The sequence below is a fragment of the Staphylococcus sp. GDX8P114P-2 genome (assembly GCF_017892945.1).
Taxonomy (GTDB): domain Bacteria; phylum Bacillota; class Bacilli; order Staphylococcales; family Staphylococcaceae; genus Staphylococcus; species Staphylococcus arlettae.
This window is the reverse complement of record NZ_JAESMB010000014.1, coordinates 208,951-233,003: the sequence shown is the minus strand read 5'-3', so window position 1 is coordinate 233,003 and position 24,053 is coordinate 208,951. Positions and strand designations below refer to the sequence as shown.

Annotated in this window: 25 protein-coding genes; 9 read left to right on the top strand and 16 right to left on the bottom strand. The window is 34.6% G+C overall.

Annotated elements, in window-relative coordinates; all coding sequences use genetic code 11:
* Positions 1-216: 216 nt before the first annotated feature.
* The 3 genes from KA845_RS08310 (at position 217) to KA845_RS08300 (ending at position 3,057) form a co-directional block, all read left to right on the top strand.
* Positions 217-1,497, top strand: coding sequence for a homocysteine synthase (locus KA845_RS08310; RefSeq protein WP_103388201.1), 1,281 nt, complete (start codon positions 217-219; stop codon positions 1,495-1,497).
* 336 nt (positions 1,498-1,833) lie between these two features.
* The gene (locus tag KA845_RS08305; RefSeq protein WP_002508839.1) at positions 1,834-2,586 is read left to right on the top strand and encodes a threonine/serine exporter family protein; all 753 of its coding nucleotides are present in this window, start codon (positions 1,834-1,836) and stop codon (positions 2,584-2,586) included.
* Positions 2,587-2,601: 15 nt separating this feature from the next.
* On the top strand, positions 2,602-3,057 hold the full coding sequence (locus KA845_RS08300) for a threonine/serine exporter family protein (protein WP_002508840.1): 456 nt from the start codon (positions 2,602-2,604) through the stop codon (positions 3,055-3,057).
* A 56-nt stretch (positions 3,058-3,113) separates the two neighbouring features.
* Here the strand turns inward: KA845_RS08300 and KA845_RS08295 are convergent, their stop codons facing one another.
* Both KA845_RS08295 and manA read right to left on the bottom strand, forming a co-directional pair.
* The gene (locus tag KA845_RS08295; RefSeq protein ID WP_021459638.1) at positions 3,114-4,004 is read right to left on the bottom strand and encodes an ROK family protein; all 891 of its coding nucleotides are present in this window, start codon (positions 4,002-4,004) and stop codon (positions 3,114-3,116) included.
* A 20-nt stretch (positions 4,005-4,024) separates the two neighbouring features.
* Positions 4,025-4,960: a mannose-6-phosphate isomerase, class I gene (manA, locus tag KA845_RS08290; RefSeq protein WP_021459639.1), complete on the bottom strand. Its 936-nt coding sequence runs from the start codon at positions 4,958-4,960 to the stop codon at positions 4,025-4,027.
* A 276-nt stretch (positions 4,961-5,236) separates the two neighbouring features.
* Between manA and KA845_RS08285 the strand changes: the two genes are divergently transcribed.
* The 4 genes from KA845_RS08285 to panE all read left to right on the top strand — a co-directional run bounded on the left by KA845_RS08285 (position 5,237) and on the right by panE (position 9,619).
* Entirely contained in the window at positions 5,237-5,863 is a 627-nt protein-coding gene (locus KA845_RS08285) for a TetR/AcrR family transcriptional regulator (protein WP_103388202.1), read from the top strand.
* A gap of 14 nt (positions 5,864-5,877) precedes the next feature.
* Complete coding sequence (locus KA845_RS08280; protein WP_002508844.1) at positions 5,878-6,774, top strand: ABC transporter ATP-binding protein; 897 nt, start codon at positions 5,878-5,880, stop codon at positions 6,772-6,774.
* Positions 6,775-6,776: 2 nt separating this feature from the next.
* Positions 6,777-8,366 (top strand): ABC transporter permease, encoded by a 1,590-nt coding sequence (locus tag KA845_RS08275; RefSeq protein WP_021459641.1) that lies wholly within the window; start codon positions 6,777-6,779, stop codon positions 8,364-8,366.
* A 335-nt stretch (positions 8,367-8,701) separates the two neighbouring features.
* The gene (gene panE, locus KA845_RS08270) at positions 8,702-9,619 is read left to right on the top strand and encodes a 2-dehydropantoate 2-reductase (protein ID WP_210127953.1); all 918 of its coding nucleotides are present in this window, start codon (positions 8,702-8,704) and stop codon (positions 9,617-9,619) included.
* Between the two features lie 220 nt (positions 9,620-9,839).
* Here the strand turns inward: panE and KA845_RS08265 are convergent, their stop codons facing one another.
* From KA845_RS08265 to KA845_RS08215, 11 genes are all read right to left on the bottom strand, one after another.
* Entirely contained in the window at positions 9,840-11,189 is a 1,350-nt protein-coding gene (locus tag KA845_RS08265) for a PTS ascorbate transporter subunit IIC (RefSeq protein WP_103388205.1), read from the bottom strand.
* A 22-nt stretch (positions 11,190-11,211) separates the two neighbouring features.
* Positions 11,212-11,496 carry a PTS sugar transporter subunit IIB gene (locus KA845_RS08260; RefSeq protein WP_002508848.1) on the bottom strand — a complete coding sequence of 95 codons (285 nt, stop codon included), beginning with the start codon at positions 11,494-11,496 and terminating at the stop codon, positions 11,212-11,214.
* A gap of 5 nt (positions 11,497-11,501) precedes the next feature.
* On the bottom strand, positions 11,502-11,942 hold the full coding sequence (locus KA845_RS08255; protein WP_103388206.1) for a PTS sugar transporter subunit IIA: 441 nt from the start codon (positions 11,940-11,942) through the stop codon (positions 11,502-11,504).
* The gene (locus KA845_RS08250; protein ID WP_313661883.1) at positions 11,933-13,888 is read right to left on the bottom strand and encodes a BglG family transcription antiterminator; all 1,956 of its coding nucleotides are present in this window, start codon (positions 13,886-13,888) and stop codon (positions 11,933-11,935) included. The genes KA845_RS08255 and KA845_RS08250 overlap by 10 nt, the downstream gene beginning before the upstream one ends.
* Positions 13,889-14,096: 208 nt before the next feature.
* Positions 14,097-14,831 (bottom strand): amino acid ABC transporter ATP-binding protein, encoded by a 735-nt coding sequence (locus KA845_RS08245; protein ID WP_021459646.1) that lies wholly within the window; start codon positions 14,829-14,831, stop codon positions 14,097-14,099.
* Positions 14,828-15,547: an amino acid ABC transporter permease gene (locus tag KA845_RS08240; RefSeq protein WP_021459647.1), complete on the bottom strand. Its 720-nt coding sequence runs from the start codon at positions 15,545-15,547 to the stop codon at positions 14,828-14,830. Before KA845_RS08240 ends, KA845_RS08245 begins: the two co-directional genes overlap by 4 nt.
* Complete coding sequence (locus tag KA845_RS08235) at positions 15,531-16,322, bottom strand: amino acid ABC transporter substrate-binding protein (RefSeq protein WP_204176711.1); 792 nt, start codon at positions 16,320-16,322, stop codon at positions 15,531-15,533. Before KA845_RS08235 ends, KA845_RS08240 begins: the two co-directional genes overlap by 17 nt.
* Before the next feature lie 223 nt (positions 16,323-16,545).
* Positions 16,546-16,866, bottom strand: a complete 321-nt coding sequence (locus tag KA845_RS08230) for a PTS lactose/cellobiose transporter subunit IIA (protein WP_210127951.1) — start codon at positions 16,864-16,866, stop codon at positions 16,546-16,548.
* Positions 16,867-16,876: 10 nt separating this feature from the next.
* On the bottom strand, positions 16,877-17,197 hold the full coding sequence (locus KA845_RS08225) for a PTS sugar transporter subunit IIB (RefSeq protein WP_107374160.1): 321 nt from the start codon (positions 17,195-17,197) through the stop codon (positions 16,877-16,879).
* Positions 17,198-17,220: 23 nt separating this feature from the next.
* Positions 17,221-18,114: a DUF7916 family protein gene (locus KA845_RS08220; RefSeq protein WP_107374161.1), complete on the bottom strand. Its 894-nt coding sequence runs from the start codon at positions 18,112-18,114 to the stop codon at positions 17,221-17,223.
* A gap of 15 nt (positions 18,115-18,129) precedes the next feature.
* Positions 18,130-19,449, bottom strand: a complete 1,320-nt coding sequence (locus KA845_RS08215; RefSeq protein ID WP_107376615.1) for a PTS sugar transporter subunit IIC — start codon at positions 19,447-19,449, stop codon at positions 18,130-18,132.
* Positions 19,450-19,588: 139 nt separating this feature from the next.
* On the opposite strand from KA845_RS08215, the gene KA845_RS13035 reads away from it, so the two are divergent.
* Entirely contained in the window at positions 19,589-20,143 is a 555-nt protein-coding gene (locus tag KA845_RS13035) for an ROK family transcriptional regulator (RefSeq protein WP_245338059.1), read from the top strand.
* Between the two features lie 17 nt (positions 20,144-20,160).
* On the top strand, positions 20,161-20,784 hold the full coding sequence (locus KA845_RS13030; RefSeq protein WP_481906366.1) for an ROK family protein: 624 nt from the start codon (positions 20,161-20,163) through the stop codon (positions 20,782-20,784).
* 10 nt (positions 20,785-20,794) lie between these two features.
* On the opposite strand, the gene bioB is transcribed toward KA845_RS13030, so the two are convergent.
* The 3 genes from bioB to ahlS form a co-directional block, all read right to left on the bottom strand.
* Complete coding sequence (gene bioB, locus KA845_RS08205; protein ID WP_210127948.1) at positions 20,795-21,778, bottom strand: biotin synthase BioB; 984 nt, start codon at positions 21,776-21,778, stop codon at positions 20,795-20,797.
* A 131-nt stretch (positions 21,779-21,909) separates the two neighbouring features.
* Entirely contained in the window at positions 21,910-23,043 is a 1,134-nt protein-coding gene (locus tag KA845_RS08200) for a zinc-dependent alcohol dehydrogenase family protein (protein WP_210127947.1), read from the bottom strand.
* Positions 23,044-23,072: 29 nt separating this feature from the next.
* Positions 23,073-23,921, bottom strand: coding sequence for an AhlS family quorum-quenching N-acyl homoserine lactonase (gene ahlS / locus KA845_RS08195; protein ID WP_021459651.1), 849 nt, complete (start codon positions 23,919-23,921; stop codon positions 23,073-23,075).
* Positions 23,922-24,053: the final 132 nt, after the last annotated feature.

The window sequence follows — 24,053 nt, the reverse complement described above, 5'->3', positions numbered from 1 at the left end:
CAACCATAGTTCCGCTTAGGTGAATTCATTTTAATTGAACATGGCTCTTTACTTTATTGTAGTTAAACACTATTACTAGTTAAGTTATAAGTCTAACCTTGTTTTTAAAATTTTTCATATTTAATCCCTATCTTTTTAGTATGTTTTATTGATTTATAATTATATTATGTGTATAGTGTGAATTATCAGAATATTTTAAAATTAAGGAGCTTCGTTATGACTAATAATAAATGGCATTTAGATACTTTATCAATTCATGCAGGACAAGAAGTCGATGACTTTTCAAAATCAAGAGCTGTACCTATTTATCAAACTTCAAGTTATGTTTTTGATGATACAAACCACGCTCAAGCTTTATTTTCATTAGCAGAATCAGGTAATATTTATACTCGCATTATGAACCCAACTCAAAATGTCTTTGAAGAACGTATAACGGCATTAGAAGGAGGCGTAGGTGCCCTTGCAACTTCTTCTGGCCAAGCTGCGATTCACCTAGCTTTACTCAACATTGTAGAAAGCGGCGATGAAATTGTTGCTTCTTCAAACTTATACGGTGGAACTTATAATTTATTAAATGTCACTTTTAAGAAGTTAGGTATTACTGTGCATTTCGTTGATCCAAGCAATCCTGAAAACTTTGCACAAGCAATCACAGAAAAAACTAAAGCCGTCTATGCTGAAACTATTGGTAACCCACGCATAGATGTTTTAGATATTGAAGCAGTAGCTCAAGTTGCACATAACAATAACATTCCATTAATTGTTGATAATACTTTCCCTACCCCTTACTTATTACGTCCATTTGAATATGGTGCAGACATTATTGTTCATTCTGCGACTAAATTTATTGGAGGTCACGGCACATCAATAGGCGGTGTTATTGTTGATAGTGGTAAGTTTAACTGGGACAATGGTAAATTCCCTGGCTTAGTAGAACCTGATGCAAGTTATCATGGCATCTCCTATGCTCATGATGTAGGTGCAGCAGCATATATTACTAAAGCACGTGTACAATTATTACGTGATTTAGGTTCTGCCGTTTCGCCATTTAATGTACATGAATTTTTACTAGGCTTAGAAACTTTACACTTACGTTTAGAGCGTCATTCTCAAAATGCATTACAAGTGGCAGAATATTTAGAACAACATCCAAAAGTAAAATGGGTCAATTATCCAGGCTTAACAAGTAATGCTTATTACGATCTTGGTCAAAAATATTTACCAAACGGACAAGGTGCGATACTAACATTTGGTATTGATGGCACAGTTGCTGAGATTGCACAATTTGTTGATGGCTTATCATTATTTTCTCATCTCGCAAATGTTGGGGACTCAAAGTCTCTAGTAATTCATCCAGCTAGTACTACTCATCAGCAATTATCTGACGAAGAACGATTAGCTTCAGGTGTTACAAACGATCTTGTGCGTTTATCTGTTGGAACTGAAAATATCCATGATATTTTAACTGATTTGGAAAACGCCTTAAAAGAAGTTTAATTACTGTTAGATGACTCATTTTACTAAGAGGCTGGGACAATTTTGATTCGTCCTAGTCTCTTTTCATATTGGTATTAGCTAACTATATTGAAAATGCACTACAACTCATTTTTTCAACGCTAGTCATCCTTGCCTGGGTGAGACGACGAAATCATTTTTTCAAAATCAGATTTCTGTCCCACTCCCTTTAGTGTGACGGCACATTGGCTTCAGACAACCAGAAGACTACCCGCAACACATTATAATTTTTTCACTTTAGGCAACCATTTCTTTTTGAATTTATACAAAACCACTGCCATAATAATGTTAATATCTATTGGCTAGGAGGACGGACTATTGAACAGTGAACGCGATAAAATCACCATGACTGTCATTTTACTTGCGGGTAAAATACTACTCTCATCAGGCGCTGAAGTATCGCGCGTAGAAGATACCATGCGTCGTATGGCTATCAGTATGGGTTATTATAACAGTCAAGGGTACGTCATTAATGTTTTTATTAATTTTTCCTTAAGTGAAGATCACGATACACGTATCGTCAGAATCAATAAAAACATTACCAATTTATTGAAAATTTTTCAGGTCAATACTATCTCTAGACAACTCTCTAGTAACACACTGTCTATTTACGAAGCGCATCGTTTACTACAAAATATTGATCGCACCTCTTTAAGTAGTCCGCTTTGGCAAAAAGTAATCGCTGCAGGTATAATTTCTCTCAGTTTTTTATATTTACTTAATGGCGAGTGGATTAACGTACCTATTACACTACTTGCAGGAGCTATTGGTTATTTAATAGTTGAATATATGCAAAGTAAATCATTGACTATGTTTATACCAGAGTTTGTAGGTTCATTCATTTTAGGCTCAATCGTTATTTTAGGTTCTCAGATGATACATACGTACGAGTCGTTAGGACCGACAATGATCGCCTCGGTTATGCCTATTGTGCCTGGTGTAGTCATTACTACAGCAATACAAGATTTGTTTAGTCGTCATATGTTAATGTTTACTGCAAAATTTTTAGAAGCACTTGTAATCGCCTTTGCTATAGGCTCAGGTATTGCAATTGCCTATTTAATCTATTAAGGAGGCCACAAAATTATGATACTATTTTCCTGTCTATTTAGCTTTATGGCTTCTTACTTCTTTGCATTAATATATGATGCTCCAAAAAAATTATTTATACCTGCTGGATTAGCTGGTGCTTGTGGCTATATGGTACATTTTATCTTTAATTTAAGTTTTCAAATGGATACCATTTATACGAGTTTATTAGGTAGTTTGTCCTTAGGTTTAATCAGTCACATATTAAGTCGCTTATTAAAAGCACCTGTTGTGATCTTTATGATTCCCGGCATCATTCCACTTGTACCTGGAAGTCTAGCATTCAGAGCAACTCAAGAGCTAGTAACTTTGAACTTTACAGATGCTGGTAATACGTTTATACGCGCTATTTTAATTGCTGGTTCAATTGCACTTGGTCTGCTAATATCCGATCAATTGTCTAAAACTTTAAACATTAGAAAATATTGGCACATTAAGAAAAACCGCCTGTAATTATCAATATAAAAAGCACAAGTATTATTTGCATAAATACTTGTGCTTTTTATATATTACGTGACATCATACAAACCAGTTAATACATTTGCTTCTAATTTGCTTACTTCTACATTGATAGGTTTATTGGTATTTAAAATGTGTGCTTGCGCATACGTAGTAATGCATTCTTCGTAAGGTAAGGGACTTTGTGTAACCCCACCACCTAAAACAATAGTATACACATTAAAAATATTGTAAATATTAGTGCATAATTGCGCTGTCATTTGCATTATTTCTTCCATCATCGCAGTAATTTCATCATTGTCATTGTTTAAATATAACTTTATAGCTTCTTGGGTCGATACTTCACGCTCTAAAATGGTACTCGCTTTACGACTAATAGCCAAGCCTGAAATTTCGTTTTCCACACAGCCATATTGCTGGCACACCGGACATTGATAGTCACTATTACTTTTGATCATTGTATGTCCAATTTCCCCCATATTACCATCGCTTCCAGCTAATACTTCTCCATTATAGACTAGTGCCATCCCTACACCTGTACTAATTGTTAAATATACAAATGAAGATGTTGTTTCAGGCAACGCTCTTTTTTCAGCACGTATTGCGGCATCAGTGTCGTTTACAAAAGCTGGTTTGAATTCACTACGTGTTGTTATATATGCGCCAGCATCAAAATTTTTATACGCTTGTAGGTTAGGAGGATTTAAAAATATCCCTTGGTGATAATCACACGGACCAGGCATCGCAATATTTAACGTTTGTTGCTCAATTTGTTGATATTTTTGTAGCAATGCTTGTGCATGCTCAAGTATTTGGTCAAATTCTGCTTCAGGACTCTCTGTTATTGTTGGGAAAGTCTGCTGATCTACAACGGTCATGTGTGCATCAATGACGCCTACAATAGTTTTTGTTCCTCCGATATCTACGGCTATTCTATACATTTCTTTCTCCCCCTTTAACACTAAACATAACTAACGATCATACTAAAGTTTCCTGTAAAATAAATATCTTGATCTTCAGTAGTTAGAATAAAATGTGCGCCTTTTTCCAAATCAAAGTGTTGTTGTCCTATATACAGTACACCTTCGCCCTCTATTACTGACACTAAATAATAAGGTTGCTGTTTATCAAATGCTAATTGTTGATGTATATCCCATTTTTCTACAGTAAAAAATGTCGTCGATACTAGTTGTTGATACGTATATTGCTCGTATTGTTCTTTCGGTAACCTCGTCTGCGGAATTTGACGGTCGACATCAATCACAGCTTTACTTTGTTCTAAGTGTAATTCGCGCTGCTTGCCATTACTATCAGTACGTTCATAATCATAAATTCTATATGTAGTATCAGAAGATTGTTGTGTTTCTAAAATCATAATACCTTTACCAATTGCATGCACTGTCCCTGAAGGAACATAGAAGAAATCACCTTTTGTTACTTTAATATGATGAAACAATGTTTCAAAATCACCTTGGTCTAACATTTGATTTAATTCATCTTGGTTGTCTGCGTTAACACCATAGATAATTTCAGCATCAGGTGCGGCATCTAGAATATACCAACATTCTGTTTTACCATTTTCCCCTTCATATTTTTGTGCATAATTATCATCAGGATGTACTTGGACTGACAATTTATCATTGGCATCAAGAATTTTCGTCAATAAAGGAAAATTCTGTTGTCCACTAGCCCCAAATAATGACGGTGCTTGTTCCCATACTTGGTCTAATGTATATCCTTGATAAGGTCCATTCGTAATTACATTGGGACCATTGGGATGCGCTGAAATCGCCCAACATTCACCAGTGTGGTCAAAAGGAATATTATAATTAAAGTTCTTTAACTGTGTGCCTCCCCATATGCGTTCTTGAAATACAGGCTGTAAAAATAAAACCATACTATCCCACCTATTGCTTATATTAGTTTTAGTTACCGATAGATTTTCAACAATTGTTCAATAATTTTAATGTCTGCTGATTATGAGCAACTAAACACATTGACTTAATGTGCCTTTCTACAAATAGTCAAGAAACCTATCTATACTAATGATATTAATTGTAGCTACAATTAATATCATTAGCAAGTAAGCTCCGTTTAGAGTTAATTTGACCAACATGGTCAAAAGTTCTATACTTAGAGTAAAATTACCACTTAACATAATGGAAGTGATTCTATGCATCAAGCCTTTTACAAACTAGATTCCAAAAAACAACGACAAATTATTAACGCTGCTTTAAATGAATTTGCGCAAAAAGGACCTCATGACGCTTCAACTAATGCTATCGTCAGTGCTGCCAACATTAGCAAAGGAACATTATTTTATTACTTTAAAAATAAACAAAGTTTGTATTATTATTTAATTGACTATGCTTTAGAGTTTGTTCGTGAAGAGTATCTTAATAAAGTTGATATGTCACAGCAAGATATTTTCAACAGAATTCAAGCTATGATGATAATAAAAATGAAAATGTTAAAAAGTCATCCTACTATTATTAATTTTTTAAGTTTACCTATCCTTGCAACTACGGACAACGAACTTAGCGACGACTTAGTAACCAAAATTAAACAATTAGAACAACAAAGTTATGATGTAATGACTGAAAATATTGATTATAATTATTTCAAAAATGACGTAAATCCAACCCACGCCTTACAGTTAATTCAGTTTATGATTACGGGTTACAGTGAATCCGTCAAACAGCACCTTACTGTCGACGATATTACTAATAATAACTACACATACTATTTTCATGAATTCGAAGTATATTTAGCGGAAATGCGCAAATTATTTTATAAATAAATGAGGTGTCACAAATGACTGTACTTAATATCACTAACTTAACCAAACGCTTTGGCAAGTTTAAAGCATTAGACGGTATAGATTTAAAATTACAACCAGGAGAAATTTTTGGTTTTATTGGACCTAACGGTGCTGGTAAATCAACAACATTACAAATCATTTTAGGTGTACTTACACCTAGTTCCGGTAATATTGAAATCTTTGGCAAAGATGCTCTAACAGAAGTAGTGACCATACATGAACATTTGGCTTTTGTTCCCGGTGATGTCAATTTATGGCCTAATTTAACTGGAGGAGAAGTTATAGATTTCTTTTTAAGTTTGCATAAGCATGCCAACTACGCGAAAAAAGAGCGTCTCATTGAGCAATTCGATTTAGATATTAGTAAAAAGTGTGGCACATATTCCAAAGGAAATCGTCAAAAAGTAGCATTAATTGCCGCATTAAGTATCGATGCTGAACTCTATATCTTCGACGAGCCAACATCTGGGTTAGACCCGTTAATGGAAGATGTATTCCAATCATGTATTAAAGAAATTAAAGCTAATAATGGTACTGTATTATTATCTAGTCATATTTTAAGTGAAGTTGAAAAACTATGTGATCGTGTCGCCATTATTCGGAAAGGCAAAATAATAGAAAATGGTACTTTAGCTGAGTTACGCCACTTAACACGTATGAACTTCATCGTTGAAACATCACATAATTTACATGATCTTCCTAATATAGCAGGTGTGCATAATATACAACAATCTGGTTCACGTTATTCGTTTGATGTTGATTCAAATAAGTTAACGCCTCTTATTCAATATTTGAGTCAATTTACTTTGACATATTTAGAAAGTAAGCCACCAACGTTAGAAGACTTATTCCGCAGACATTATGGTGACACAATAGAAGAAGGTGAGTAGTCATGCGCCAATATTTCAACAAAACATTACACTTAACACTCTTTTATTTCAAACGCAATTTAGTAACTAATGCACTATGGGTCATTAGCATCGCATTATTAACATTAATTATTCCACCTGCTTTTAAAGCGATGTACCCAACACAACGCGAATTAAATACTGTCATTCCCATGCTAGATAATCCTGCAGTAAAAACAATGTTAGGCCCGATAAAATTAGATGACGTTAATATAGCTACTGTTTTTGCGCATGAAATGCTTTTATTTACAGCAATTGTAGTAGCAATAATGAACATTTTATTTGTTGGACAACAAACACGAGGTGATGAAGAGCGAGGACGCCTCATATTATTAAACGCCTTACCTATAGGTAAACACGCTCAAATAATGAGTGTTATGTTAAATATTATAATATTAAACCTTGCTCTATTTATACCTATAGGTAGTGGTTTACTAGTTATGTCAGGAGATGGCTTTTCAACAATCGGCTCTTTACTTTATGCACTGAATTTAAGCGCAATTGGAGTGCTATTTGGTTTTCTTACATTAGTTGTAGCCCAACTTGCAACAACCGTCAGTGGGACTACTGGTATTACAATTGGCATTTTAATGTTGTCCTATTTTATAAGAGCCATTGGCGATGGTTTAGATAATGATTTGTCTTTGATATCACCACTGGGCTGGTTGTCGAGAACATTTCCGTACGCTGAAAATAATTGGTGGCCACTCGTTTTCATAATGATACTAGCACTTATTTGTCTACCAAGCGCAATGATATTAAAAATCAAACGAGACATTAACTCAGGTTATTTACCCGAAAAATCTGGTCACACTCACATTAAACGTTATATGAAATCACCATTAGGATTACAAATTCGTTTACAACGCACCCTTTTCATTTCCTTTGCTTGTGGCATGTTGTTACTTGGGTTATCCTATGGTTCAATTTTTGGAACTTTAGATACATTCTTTGAAGATAATCCATTATTAAAGCAAATGCTAGTCAGCAAAGGCGATAACTATGCTGAACAATTTTTACCAACATTAATGGTAGTCATGGCTATGGTCGCCACAATACCAACGCTAATTTCATTGTTTAAGTTCAAAAAGGATAATCATCACGGATACACATTAATGCTATTAGCAAACCCAATGACCCGTCTTACTTATTTTGGTACTTATATTATTTTAAGTATTATTAACGCATTTACGATGATTTTTTTAGCAAGTTTAGGATTGTATATTGGTCAATATTTTGTCATGGATGAACCGTTATCTTTTATCTCAGTCATCAGTTCAGGTATCATTTATATTCCTGCTATTTTAGCTTTTGTAGCTTTAGGTATTTTAATATTAGGTGTCTCAAACAAATTGACATCAATTGTCTATGCTTATCTTGCTTACTGTTTTGTAGTCGTCTATATAGGTAACTTGCTCAATGTACGTGAATGGCTGAAAAATTTAACACCCTTTCATCATATTCCACAAATACCGATAGACGATTTTACAGTATTACCTTTAATTATTTTAATAATATTAGCACTATGTATAACTGTTTTTGGGCTCTTATTATTTCAACGTAAAGATTTATAATTGTTGCTAAATTGCACAAAATTACATGAAATAAGTATGTAAAATGATATTTAATCCTAAAAGAAAAGTAACGTACATACTCTAAACCATTGTATGCTACGTTACTTTTTGTTTCACATGGAACAGTACTCCAGCACTAATCAATGTAAAGAGCTTCCACATTTTATTAGCTTGATGCTTATTTTTAGAGAATTAATCACAATTTTTATTAAAATTCGTTACATCTCGATTTTTTGGGGTAAAAATAATATAATTCCAATAACTTATGTGAATCATTATTCACGTTCAAACACTAGTGTCATCCAGTAAAAATACATATTTTAGGAGTGTTTTCTATGCGTATTTTAGTATTAGGTGCAGGCGGCATTGGCGGATATTTCGGAGGTAGATTAGCTGAACAAGGTAAAGATGTTACCTTTTTAGTCCGCCCCAAACGTAAAGCATCGCTTGAAAAAAATGGTTTAGTCATTAATAGCGTAAATGGTAATTATGCTTTCCAACCAAAATTAATAACGGCACAACAAGATGTAGAACCTTTTGATATTGTGTTATTGTCTTCTAAAGCTTATCATTTAGAACAATCTATCGAAGATTTACGACCTTTCGTGGGACCAAATACAGTCATTATCCCCTTACTCAATGGTATTGCTCATATTGCCACACTCCAACAAGCATTTGGTCGTGAACGTATTTTGGGTGGGTTATGTATCATTGAAACTACGTTAGATCCATTAGGTGAAGTGAGCCATACGAGTGATTTTGATCAACTTATTTTTGGTGAGCTTGATGGAACCACGTCAGAACGCGTACAACAAATCGCCGATGCTTTTGCAGGTACGAAAGCAAAATTTATTTTAAGTGAGCACATCAAGCGTGATATGTGGCATAAATACTTAATGATTACTGTACTGTTTAGTGTAACTACATTAATGCATGCACCAATTGGCCCTATTCGTGATAGCGAAGGTGGTAAGCCGTATATTGAAGCAATGTATCAAGAAGTTGCTAGTATCATGCAAGCACATCAAGCGCCTATTTCAGAAGATATAGTGAAACGGTATATGAAGTCGTTAGATAATCTGTCCTATCACTTTAAAACATCCATGCAACGTGATATGGAGCGTGGGTTAAATATTGAAGGTCAACATATTCAAGGCTATATTTTATCATTAGCGAATCAATACGATTTCCCTGCGCCATTACTAACATCCGTTTACCAAAACTTAAATGTCTATAATGAAATGCTCTCATAGATTAGCATAATATCTATAAAACTATAGTACAATTATCGACATAAAGCTTCATTTTTTCTATTTCTTGAGTTGTTTGACTCATTGATTGATTCAACATAATAACTACCACTGATAATTTATAAATTATAGTATTGTCAGTGATTTGACCGACTAAAGGCTAATGCAGTGCCCGCGGAAAGCGTACATAAAAAGAGATACTCATGTGAGTATCTCTTTTTTATTATGCCTCTTTTTGATTCGTACGTTTTTGAATCAATATTGAAATTACTGCTAAAATAATAATTAGTACTACAATGCCAATTACACCTAAATATTTGGCTACATTCCCAAAAATTATACCTACCGCTAAAAAGTCAGTATCTGAGAATGTTGTGGCTGCACCACCTAAGTCACCTAAGAAAGGTAAGAACAATAATGGTAAGAACGTAATGAGCAAGCCATTTAGTGCTGAACCTGCTACCGCGCCTCGAATACCGCCACGTGCATTACCAAATACACCTGATGTTGCTCCTAAAAAGAAGTGTGCAACAACGCCTGGTAAAATAACTACACCACCAAATAAAAACAAGACAAACATTCCTATTACACCAACAATGAAACTTACAAAAAAGCCAATTAACACTGCATTTTGTGCATATGGAAAGACAATCGGACAATCTAATGCTGGTTTCGTATTTGGTACAAGTTTCTCTGAAATACCTTTAAATGCTGGTACAATTTCAGCTAAAATCAAACGTACTCCAGTTAAAATAATAAATACCCCGGCTGCAAATGTAACACCTTGTATTAATGAAAATACAATGAAGTTTTGCCCATCACTAATATCTGAATGTACAAATGCTGGTCCAGCAAATAGTGAAGCTATAAAATAAAGTAAGGTCATCGTAATTGAAATACTAATCGTACTTTCTCTTAAGAAACCAAGACTTTTCGGAAAGTTAATGTCTTCAGTTGATTTTGATTTTCCTTTAAATAATTTACCGACTTCACCTGCAGCCCAATAACTAATTGTCCCAAAATGTCCTAAAGCTACTTGATTATTACCGGTAATTTTTTGCATCGTTGGATGCGCTAAGGCTGGTAATATGGCCATAATTAAACCTAAAATAATCGCACCAATCACAACTGTTAATGTACCTGTAATTTTGCCGACAGATAATAAAATTGCTAAAAATGCTGCCATATAAAACGTATGGTGCCCAGTTAAAAATATATACTTCAAATTGGAAAAGCGTGCAATTAATATGTTCACAATCATTCCAAACACCATAATCAATGCTGCTGTCGTACCATATTTTTCTAACGCAATAGAGATAATTGCTTCATTATTTGGCACTACCCCTTGCACGCCAAAAGCGTGTTGGAATATTTTTCCAAAAGGTTCTAATGATTGTGTGACTACACTAGCTCCAGCACTTAACACTAAAAAGCCTAATACAGTTTTAATTGTTCCTGATGTAACATCAACTGCTGATTTCTTTTGTACGATCAGACCAATTAATGCAATCATTGCAACAAGAATAGCAGGTTGACTTAATACATCTACAATAAAATCTAATATTGCTTGCATAACATCCCCTCCAATCAATGGTTTATAATTTACCTAGTTCTTGCAATTTATCATTTAATTTAGTTTGTAATTCTTCTTTATCTAAAATATTGTCTAAAACCAGTACGTCACCTAAATTTTTAGTGTTTTCTTCTAAGTCACGACCACAAATAAATAATTCGGCCATATCTGGGCTCGCAGTCATAACGTCACTATGCTCAACTGTAATATCTGTAGGTGCATTTAAATTTTTCAAAGCCTCTTGTGCATTCATTTCCACCATAAAGCTGCTACCTAATCCATGACCACATACTACTAAAATTTTCATTTTCATCATTCTCCTTTTAATATATTAATAATCTCTGTATTATTTTGTGCTGATAGTAATTCTTCGACTGTTTGCTTATCGCCTAAAATTTGTGCTAATTGTTTTAATATTTCTAAATGTGCTGTATTATCGACTGCACTTAGTACAAAAACTAACGACGCAAAATGTCCTTCTTCTGAAAAGTTAATATGCTGATTAAGTTTTAGTAAACTCAATCCAACTTTATGCACATGTGAATCGGGTCGTGCATGCGCAATTGCAATTTCAGGCGCAATCACAATATAGGGCCCTAATGATTTCACACTGTTAATCATTGCCGTAATATAAGGTTGGTCAAAATAGCGTTGATTTAACAATGGTTGTGCTGCAATATCTATAGCTTCAGACCAATGCTCCACATGATCTTTAATTTGCACTTTATCTGACGTTAAAATCTCTAAGGCCATTTAGCAATATCCTCCTTAATACTAATTTGCTTGATAGCTTCAATAATTTGTGGCTTATCTCCTTGTAATAAATGTGTTCTCGTAGTTTCATCCATAATTAATTCGCTTAGTTGTCGCAAGGCATTCAAATGTATTTGCGGTTGCTCGGTTGCTAACGTAATAATTACGTTTACCGGATCATACTGTTCATGGTCAAACTTAATACCTTCTGCAAAGTGGACGATACTAAATCCGACACCTTGGCGTACATGTTTATGTTGCGCATGTATTAACGCAATATGTGGACTAATAACCATATACGGACCAAACGCATCTAATTGATTGATAATATCTTGACCGTAATTTATATCTACAATTGATTTGGCAACTAATATGTCTACTGCTTGTTGAATTGCACTATTTCTAGTTACTTTTGGCTGATGAGTGATGATGTGCTCTTTAGGTAAGACATCCTGCAAATTAGGACCTAACATTTTGACATCATTGACATATTTTTCTCTTGAGGCATTAATAATATCGTTCAATTGCATGCGATCTTCTTGAGTTAAAAATGGACTAACTCTAACTATCGGAACAGATAATTGTGTCACCTCTACTGTCGAAATCACATAATCTATACGCTCATTGCGTAGCTGTGAATCATCGATTTCGTATACTGAGTATGCATCAATTACCTCTAACTCTGGATATATATTTTTAATCTTACTTTTTAATAATTGCGATGTCCCGATACCAGAACCACATAACAACACTACTTTAATTGCTGGCTTTGTACTTGATGATAAGCGCTCAATTGCGGAAGCAAAATGAATAGTAATATAAGACAACTCATCCGCTTCAAATTCAATATTATATGCTTGTTCAATCAACCAGACATGATGTTTTAAAGCTTGAATAATATTCGCGTATTGCTGAGTAATTTCATCATTCAAAGGATTTTTATGAGTCAATTTAAATTTCATCCTATGAATGGCAGGTCGCAAATGAACGACTAAACCATCGAGTAATTTATTATCAGATAATAGATTAACCCCTAGTTCACCACTCATAAGTTCGACTAATTGATGCGTTAATATTTCTAATTCATCAGCGTCTTCAAAGACGTCATTTTCTGCTACACTTTTAGCCCCGAGTAGATGTAGCGTAATAAACGCAGACTCACTAGGTGGAAATTCAACTAAAAATGCGGTTTCTAATTTGTCAGTCAACTCCATAGCAATACGGAACTGTTCCGTTTGTACTAATTTGTCATATTCTATTGTAGGTATTTCAAATACATCATTACTACGTGTACGATGAATGGCAATTAAAATATGATAAATCAATCCATCGATTGCACTTTGAACCAAATGGTAATTATTGTCTGACAAAGTAGAAATAACTGCTAAACGAATTTGTTTTAACTCATCATTAGAAAATAATTGATTCCCCATATAATGTGTATGCGTTTGAAAATATTCATTAACCCGTGCTGCATATGCTTTGCGAAAATTGCTTTCTTCACCTTCAATTACAAAACCTTTATTCTTTTTATACACGAGTGACAATCCATTACTTTCTAACCAAGTTTGAACTACCTTTAAATCTTCGACTATCGTTCTCCTAGACACTGAGACCATTGCCGCAAATGTTTGTGAGGATGTAGGTTCAGATGATTCAAATAATTTTAAAGTAATGTAAAGTATGCGTTCACTTTTATCATAATGAAGTGTCGGTCGCACAGCAGATTGAGTTAATTTAGCATTAGTCACATTCAATTTCGTCATTTTTACACCCTTGGACTTGTTCCGTTCAATCTTCAAGTCTAAGTCTGATGCTGAAGCTTCAATCATTTCTAAATCATATTGAATTGTACGATTCGTCACTTTTAATTGTGCTGCTAAATCATGAATTGCTATAAAAGATGCTTGTGCTACCACATAATCTACAATTTTACGTTGCCTCATACTTAACAATTCAATTGCCTCCTCACACATTTATTGTAACCGTTTTCTTAAGGATATAGATGTGTAATCTCATTCGTCATCTAATCCGAAAGAGTGCACATCTATAATTAAACATTATTATAATAAAAAAGGGATAAGATAGTAATCAAATATTAACATTTGATTAACTATCTTATCCCTTAAGGGTCATTATTTAATATTGAACTTTCTACTCTACATCTCTAATGACATTTAAAAATCTTTGTAATTGTGTTGTTTGTGGATGGTTAATGATTTGATCTGGTGCACCTTGCTCCCCAATAACACCATCATGAATAAAGACGATTTTATTAGACACTTCTTTAGCAAAACGCATTTCATGTGTAACAATCACCATAGTCATACCTTCTTGTGCTAAATCCTTAATAACTTTTAAGACATCATTTACGAGCTCAGGATCTAACGCAGAAGTTGGTTCATCAAACAACATAACTTTAGGGTTCATCGCTAATGCACGAGCGATTGCGACACGTTGCTGTTGCCCACCAGATAATGCTAATGGTCGTTGGTCTTTTACTTCAGTTAATCCCACTTTTTCTAATAGCGCAAGCGCTTGTTGTTCCGCTTCTGCTTTTTTTAATTTTTTTACAGTCACTAAACCTTCCATGACATTTTCAATTGCTGTTTTATGTGGAAATAAATTATAACTTTGGAATACCATACCTGACTTTTGGCGTACCGCAATTTGTGATTTTTTATCGTCATTTTTATAAGTTATACCATCGACATACACTGTTCCCTCAGATGGTAACTCTAAGGCATTGATCATTCGTAGTAAAGTTGTTTTACCAGAACCTGAACGTCCAATCAGTGTTACCACTTCTCCTTGTTCTACCGATAAATCAATACCTTTGATGACTGATTTAGTCCCGAAAGCTTTGTGAATATTATTCAATTCAATCATGTACGATACCCTCTTTCTAGGTAAGATTCATAGTAGTTTTGTACGATTGAAATGATAAAACATACAACCCAGTACAAAATAGCAACTAAAATATAAATAGTTAAATATTCATATGTTGTAGATGCAACTTCTTGAGCCTTCCTGAACATTTCAGCAACTAGGATAAATCCTAATAAAGACGTATCTTTGATTAAACTTAAAAATGTATTACCTAAAGCTGGTACTGATACACGAATGGCTTGAGGTAAAATAATACGTTGCACTGTCTGTCTATAATTCATCCCTATAGAATATGCCGCTTCCGTTTGGCCTTTAGGAATAGATATAATGCCCCCTCGAATTATTTCTGAGGCATAAGCACCAACATTTAAGGATAGTCCTATAATTGCTGCTACAACAGGTGCTAAAGTCCATTGATTCTCTGAATTGTTCGTTATTAACCGACCTAATTCCGGAATTCCATAAAAGATAATAAATAATTGTACAATCATTGGCGTTCCACGAATAATTGAAATGTAAAAGCGTGCGATACCTCTCAACACACGACTTGTGGATATTCTCATCAATGCAGTAAATAGTGCAATGATTAACCCCAATACAAACGTTACTAAAGTTATTGGAATCGAATATTTCACAAGACCTTCCAGCATAGGTAAAAATGCTTGCCCTGCTGCGTTTAATGCATGTTGTTGTTCATCATTAAGGTTTAGAAACATCTTCGCCAAACCATTTCTTACTTATTTTCGCTAGTTCGCCATTATCTTTTAATTTTTTAACAGCTTTATTTACTTCTTTGATTGTTTTGTCATCTTCTTTTTTACTAAATGTAAATGCAGACTGACTCTTTTCTGCATCTCCTTCGATTGCTTTCACTTTTGCATTTGGTTTTTGTTTTTTATAGTCTAAATACGAAATATTATCATTAAACGTACCTTCAACACGGTTAGATTGTAATAAATCCATAGCTTGGTTAAAACCATCTACTTTCGTAATTTCAGCACCTTTAGATTTCGCTAATTTTCCATAATTTGATGTAAATGTTTGTGCTAACTTTTTACCTTTAACGTCATCAAAAGATTTAATCTTTTTATTATTTTCATTTACAACCAACACACCATGTGAATAAGTGTATGGCTCAGAAAATTTATACTTCTCTTTACGTTCTTTATTAATACCTACTTGGTTTGCTATAACATTAAAACGTCCTGAATCCAAACCAGCAAACATTGAGTCCCATTGTGTTTCTTTAAATTTAACTTTATAACCCATTTCTTTTGCAACTGCTTTTGTCACATCAATATCGTACCCAGTTAATTTATCATTCTTATCATGAAATGAGAAAGGTGCATATGTTCCTTCTGTACCTACGACAAATGTTTTATCCTCACTTACAGTTTTTGTATCACTTTTCTTATCAGATGATTCATTGCCACAAGCTGTTAACGTCAGTGCAATAACCCCTGCAACCAGACCATAAAAAATCTTCTTCATCACAAAACCTCCATCCTTATTATTCTAATCGGAATAAAAACAGTTTAGACCCATACCCACAATTAGTCAACTACTCAGTATTAATTTATACATTTATTTTACAATTGCCTATAACTTAATGTCAGTAACATACTTAGACGCAAATGTTAGGACGGCGTTATTTCCACAATAAGAACGCACTATTAAATGATTCTCACATTGTATAGTGCGTTTAAAATAAAAGTTATAATTGTTGTATCGTTTGATATAATTCTATAATTTCTTTTGCTAAGTCATTAAATGCTATTCCTGTCATCAAATGATCTTGGCTATGCACCGTTAAAAGTGTGATAGCTTGTATCTCACCTTGTGCTTCTGCAGTCAGCATATCTGTTTGTACATTATGTGCTGATACTAATGATTTTTCTGCAGCTTGCACTTTTGTATGAGCTGTTTGAAAATCACCTTTTTTTGCAGCATGTATCGCCTCCATTGCATGACTTTTTGCATCTCCTCCGAAAGCAATTAACTGCATTGCTTGAGATATACTTTTATCTTCTGCCATAGTATCCCACCTATTCAGTCATTAAAGATTCTGCCAACTCCAGTACATTTTCACCATTCATTGTGCCGTAATCTGTCATAGGTATAACAGCGATTTTTGTACCAACACTTTGTGCTTTTTCTTCATAACTTTCCTTCTGAAAACGCACTTGCGGTCCCAATAGCAAAACATCAATATTACCTTTATCAATATTTTCATCTGCTTCAGTAGTAGAAACTGCAAATACGCTTCTATCTAAATTTTTAGATGCTGCTGCTTCTTCAATTTTCTTCACTAATATACTGGTACTCATTCCAGCTGAACATACTAACATAATAGTTTTTTGAGACATGTTCTCCACCTCTTTAAGTATTTTTATCGGTTGATTGATCTTGCTATCATAGAAATCGTATGTCTTGCTCCACGAATCGCCTTACTCATTTCGTAAATATTCTCAACTGGTGCTAGTCCTCCATATCCTGCATCGCCAATATGTTGTATATCTACCCCGCACATTTTATTTTTAAGAGCAAAATCCCTAATTGTACTCACGTCAGAACTTTCTTGGCTTGTTCCAATAGCTGACATTACTAATCCCCCATGTTGATGTACTGTAGTCACTATTGTTTTTAACTGACTTTCATCGAATCCAGGAACTGTACCAATCGAAGGTACTAAAATGATATCGGCGCCGGCGTCCATAAAGTGCTTAACATATTTTTCTGTAATGACAGGTTCATCAACGCCCGCACTATGCATTTTTCCAGCAATAATTAATCCGGAAAAGTGCGTACGTGTAGTTTTAATCGCTTCAGTTATTTTGGCATTAGTCACACCAGTCCCCGGGTTACCAGTCATACAGACAAAATCAATTTTTAATTTTTCTAACGCTTGAACAGTTTGAGGATTCGCTTGTCTTCCTGTTGCTATAGTTAACTTCGTTTCATTCATATTAGCTGTTTCGTCAACTGGTTCTATATTAACGCCTATTGGTCTTCCAACATAACGCTTTAAGAGTTCAATGCTATTTTCCCCTTCAATATTCACAATTGCAGGTTCTAATGCGTCTAAGCCATTTAAGAGAATTAAATCTGCACCAAATGCCCTAGCCAATTCAGCATTAGAAATATCTGGAATAATTGGTATGCGTGTAACCACATTTTCAGATAAAATAACTCTGCCATCACTCGCTTTAATACTTTGTTTCAATTCTGTAGGAGTCATGGCAACAATTTCAGATGCATTAGCGCTAATTAATCTTTTAACCATAAAATCTTCCTTTCGTTATTGATTATTATTCGATGACGATTTTTCTTGTGTTTCCATATACAAATTATATCTTTCTAACGCTCTATAAAATGGATAATAAATAACAATATCAATAATGATACAGACAATTTGTACAATTGAACCACTAATATGACCGGTTGCTAAAAATCCACTAATTATTGGAGGCATTGTCCAAGGCATAGCTGTACCATTTGTTAAATGTACTAATCCAGTTGCCATCGCAAAATACGTTATAGTAGCGTTAATCATCGGCGCCAAAATAAAAGGTACTATGAGTCTTACATTTAAAACTACGGGAATTCCAAACAAGGTTGGTTCATTAATGTTGAATATCCCTGGAGTCAATGTTAAAGGTGCCATCATTTTTGTAATTTTACTTGCTTTATGTTTTAACGCTATGATTGCAATAACTATAACTAATCCTATAGTAGAACCACCGCCCCCCATAAACACAAAATTATCAATAAATGGTTGAGTAATAATATGCGGTAACTCACCGTTTGGATCGGCTTGATAAGCGATACGATTTTCATCAATATTTTTCAACCAAATAGGTTGCATTACAGCATTAACTACATTTGCACCATGTATACCAACAAACCAAAACATACTATTAAGCCCTACTAAAATAATAGTTCCTATTAAGGAACCGCCTAAAATGCTTAATGGTACACCTAGTGTATTCACAATGACTTCATGAATATTACCAAAAGGCAATTTATCTAGTATGATATAAATGATAAGCCACAACATAATAATGACTGTCCCAGGTATCAAAGCACTAAAACTTTTTGAAACTGCTGGTGGTACTTGCTCTGGCATCTTTATTCTGATATCTCGATTAATAAACCATTGAAATATTAATCCTGAAACAATTCCAATGATTAAAGCTACAAACAACCCTTGACTCCCCATAAATATTTGAGGAATAGCTTCTTCTGATGCTTTCCCTTTTGACATCACTGTTGGTGTAACAACTAAAAAGGCTGACATCGCAATAATACCAGCAGACACACCGTCTGTTTTATACTGTTTCGCTATACTATGTGCAACTCCAAAACTAGCAACTAATCCCATCAACCCAAACGTACCATTCACTGCTTTTAACAAATATTGCTGAATTCCTTGTTGCTCTAGCCATTCAATCCATCCAGGAATAGCAATACCACTAATCACTAAAAAGAGAGAACCAATAATAATTAATGGCATAGCAACAATAATACCGTCGCGTAATGATATTAATATTTTATTCGAACCTAACTTAGTGGCTAGTGGCAACAAGTGCTTTTCCAACGCGTCATTAAATTTACTCATATCACTCACCTCTTTTCATGTAAGCGGTTACATAATTTTTTAATTAATTATAAATTATAATTAAAAATTAGTCAATTTGTTGCATATTACACTATTTTTTCTATAATTATAATTAATCACTAATGAAATGGCGGGATAAATGTTGAAAAAAACAACGAAACAACTATATATAAGGGGACAAATACTTAATGAGTTGTATTTACGTGGCCCTATTTCACGTGTCGATATTGCTCATAACACCGGCATAACTCCCGCAACAACAACAGAAGTTACAGCTGAATTACTATCAGAAGGGCTGATTGATAATGCACCTACCGCTTCAACTATCACAACTCAAATGGGTTCCGGACGAAAAAAGATATTGTTATCTATTTGTAATCATCATAGTTATTACATTGGCATGGAATTATCACGTAGCTTTTTGTCATTCTGTTTAACAACGAATACTGGTGAAATCATTGATACAGCATATATTACGCAATTTCCTACTTCACCAGACAATATTATTGCTGCAACATTCGTAAAGCAACAAATGTTACGTTTTATCAAAAAACATAACCAACTCAATGTTAAAGCAATCGGTATTGCGTTACCGGGACATTTCAATAAAGGAGAAAAAACTATAGCATCAGTCAGCGAATGGAAAAACTTTGATATAAAATCAGTCTTCGAGGTCGCTCCACTACCTATTTAGAAAATAATGTACATTGTATGAGTCTTTATGAGCATCTGATGACTGCAAAAAATAAGGGGCAAAATTTTATATTTTTTCATGCTGTTCACGGTATTTTTTCTTCTAGTATTTATCAAGAAGATTTATATGGAAAAAGAAATTTTTCTGTAGGTGAAATTGGCCATACCATAATCCAACCCGATGGCCCTTTATGTGAATGTGGTAGAAATGGTTGTTTGCAAACTTATGTTGGTGGCTTTCATATCATCGCAAAAGCTCAAAGTATTTTCCAAAATAGTAAAAATACCTTCTTGCATAGTTTAGTATCTTGTAGCGAGGAAATTACTTTAGATACTGTGATTGAAGCTTATCACTTAGGAGATATTGCCATGATACGAATTATTAAAGAAGCAATGCAAGCTGTATCAATTACCCTAAATAACCTTACCTTGTTAATTGATGCACCAAAAATTTATTTACACGGTCCTATTTTTAATAATGATATTACATCGCAAATATTAGAAGAATATATCCATCACAAAAATCTGTATGGTAAAAGTAATGAAATTAACTTCGAAATTGTTCCTTATCACGAATTAAACGGAGCTAGAGGTGCTGCAACCTTGGCAATACATCATTACCTTATTTGGTCTCACCGCTAGCTCCTTTATTTTAAGATGTCGTAGGTATATTGGTATCGTAATCAACTTCAAATCCCATATCTTGAATCATGTCAAAATCAAGCTGATTAGGTTGTCCACCTGTTATTAAATAGTCACCTACAAATATTGAATTAGCTACTAATAATGCTGTAGGTTGTAATGATTTTAAATTCACTTCTCTGCCACCAGCTATACGGATTTCTTTAGTTGGATTAATTAAACGAAACATCGCTAAAATTCTAAGACATTTTAGTGGCGTTAACTCATCCATCTCTCCAAATTTAGTACCTTTAATAGGATGTAGAAAATTAATCGGTATACTGTCAGCATCAATTTGTTTAAGTGCAAAGGCCATATCAATACGATCTTGATGGCTCTCACCCATACCGCAAATCACACCTGAACACGGTGAAATTTGATGTTTCTTCATAATTTCGACTGTTTGGACGCGTTGTTCATACGTATGGGTAGAGACCACTTCGCTGTGATAATGCTCACTAGTATTTAAGTTGTGATTATAACGATCAACTCCCGCAGCTTTTAAACGTTCTGCTTGTTCCTCATTTGCTAAGCCTAAACATGCACAAATTTTTAATTGTGGATGTTTTTGTTTAATACTTTCAACCGTATGTGCAATATGATCCACTTCTTTATCACTCGGGCCTCGACCACTCATTACGATACAATATGTTCCAATTTGATGATTATTAGCGGCTTCTGCACCACGCTCTATTTCTTCCTGTGACACTAGTGCATAGCGTTGCTTTTGTTTCATATCTCGTGATTGGCCGCAGTAACCACAGTCTTCTGGACATATACCACTTTTGGCATTTAAGATCATATTTAATTTTACTTTTTTACCATAAAAATGCTGACGTAGTTGGTAAGCTTCATACACTAAATCCATGGTATCGATATTATTATCTTGATATAATTCATACGCTTCTTCTGCAGTTAAGTGCTGACCTGCTAATATATTATGCGCGATTTCCATACTATCCCCCCTAAATATGAGAATAGTATACCACAAATGTAAACCTTTTATATAATTAAGTTTACATTTGTTTTAGTAGTCCTTATCCGCGACCATGGTTAACTGCCTCTGCGCATTACTTCAAACTTGTTTTAAGTCGGCATTTTCACTACAAGACGTGCTGCTTCTCCACGATCTAACCGATCAAAACCTTCATTAATATCATCCAATGTTATAACATCTGTTAATAAAGTATCGACTGGCAATCGTTTTTGATTATACAAAGTTATAAAATGAGGTATGTCACGCTCAGGAACACAACTGCCTACATAGGAACCTTTGATTGTACGTTCTTCAGCAGCCAGCGTTACTTGTGGTAGTGAAAATTGATGGCTCGGATCTGGCAAGCCTGTTGTCGTAGTCACCCCACCACGTTTGGTAATGGCATATGCGACGTCCATAGCAGGAACTACCCCTGCAGTTTCAAACGCATAATCAACGCCACCTTGTACATATTTTTTAACTGCTGATGCGACATCGTCATCACCAGAATTAAATACGGCAGTGGCACCTAAACTTTTGGCTAAATCAAACTTATCTTCATTAATATCTAAAGCAATAATTTCACTCGCCCCTGCTAATTTCGCTCCCATAATGGCATTTAAACCTATACCACCTAATCCAACGACCGCCACTGTACTGCCTGCTTGTACTTGTGCAGTATTAACTACAGCACCAATACCTGTGATTACTGCACACCCAAAAATTGCTACCATTTCAAATGGTATCGATTTATCTACTTTAACAATTGAATGTGTAGAAACGACCGCATATTCAGAAAATCCTGACACGCCCAGATGATGATGTATAGTATCTTCTTCTGCGGAGGATAAACGATAACCACCGCCTAACATTTCACCTTGTTCGTTTGATTTTGCGCCACGCTCACATAAAGCTGGTCTTCCTTCTTTACACGGTAAACATTTGCCGCAACTAGGAATAAAGGTACACACTACATGATCTCCGACGTCAAAATCTTCGACATCTTTACCAAGCTGAACCACTTCGCCTGTAGCTTCATGACCCAGCACCATAGGCATTGGCCTTGGTCTACTTCCATTTATCACGGATAAATCAGAATGACATAGTCCTGTTGCCCCAATTTTAATTAATACTTCATTTTTTTGAGGTTCTGCTAATTCTACCTTTTTTATTGATAATGGCTGCGATTGCGCATATGGTTTCTCTTTGCCCATTTCTGTTAACAATGCTGCTTTCGTTTGCATTAATATCACCCTTCACTACAAAATTTAAATTATTCATAAAATCCTTCTGTAGATTTTCTGAAACCTTGGAATTGTTCTCCATCATGACCAAACCATATTTGAGCATTTTTCTCGTCTGCTAGTTTTTTTATTTTCTCTACAGACTTCGTCCAACCAATTGAATCATATAATATGCCAGGTGGTTTAAAAGGTGTCCCCATGCTTTCTTTCGTATAAATGGCATCTGATGCTAAAATAATAGTGCCTAATTCTGAACTCTCTATCTCTAAACCAATAAGTCCCCATGCATGTCCGCTACCATAGTTTAAAACACGCACGCCTTCAACCAATTTGAGATTGTCATCTTCTTTGGAGACGGTGCGCCACGTTAAATTACTTTTAATCCAGGCATCTATATCTGCCCAAATGTATGCCCCAGCTTGTTGATTGCGCGCATATGTTTTCATAGCACCACTTAATTCATCATCATGTACAATAATTGTCGCATTGGTAAAATATTCCAAGCACCCTGCATGATCCAGATGTAGATGCGAAGCAACTACAAAATCAACTTCCTTAGGATCAACTCCGATTTGCTCTAACCTGTTGGGTAAATGACATGACTCATCTGCAAAATAAGGAAAGGCTTTTTGTGTTGCAGATATCCAGCGCCCATTCTCTCCCATAGCATTTGGATTACAAGCAGTATCAAAAAGTATTTTGGCATCTGGGTGGTCAATAAACACTGTATAAATCGGAAATTCATGCATTTCGTTTGGTGCATTAGGCGCATCTAATGTTGCTTGATTCGCGTTAGCAATCATCAAATTTTTATCCATTTTCATACGTCCATTGTCTAAAACATAAATCTTCATGCGTTCTTTTTTTACATTTACCATCAAACTCACCCCTTTTATGTGTATAATTACATCTTAATTGTATTTGTTAGCTTTTTCAATTATTATCCATGTCTACATTGAACTTAGTCTTTTTACTTTGATCAATAAAAACTGGTAGTTATCTGTTTATGA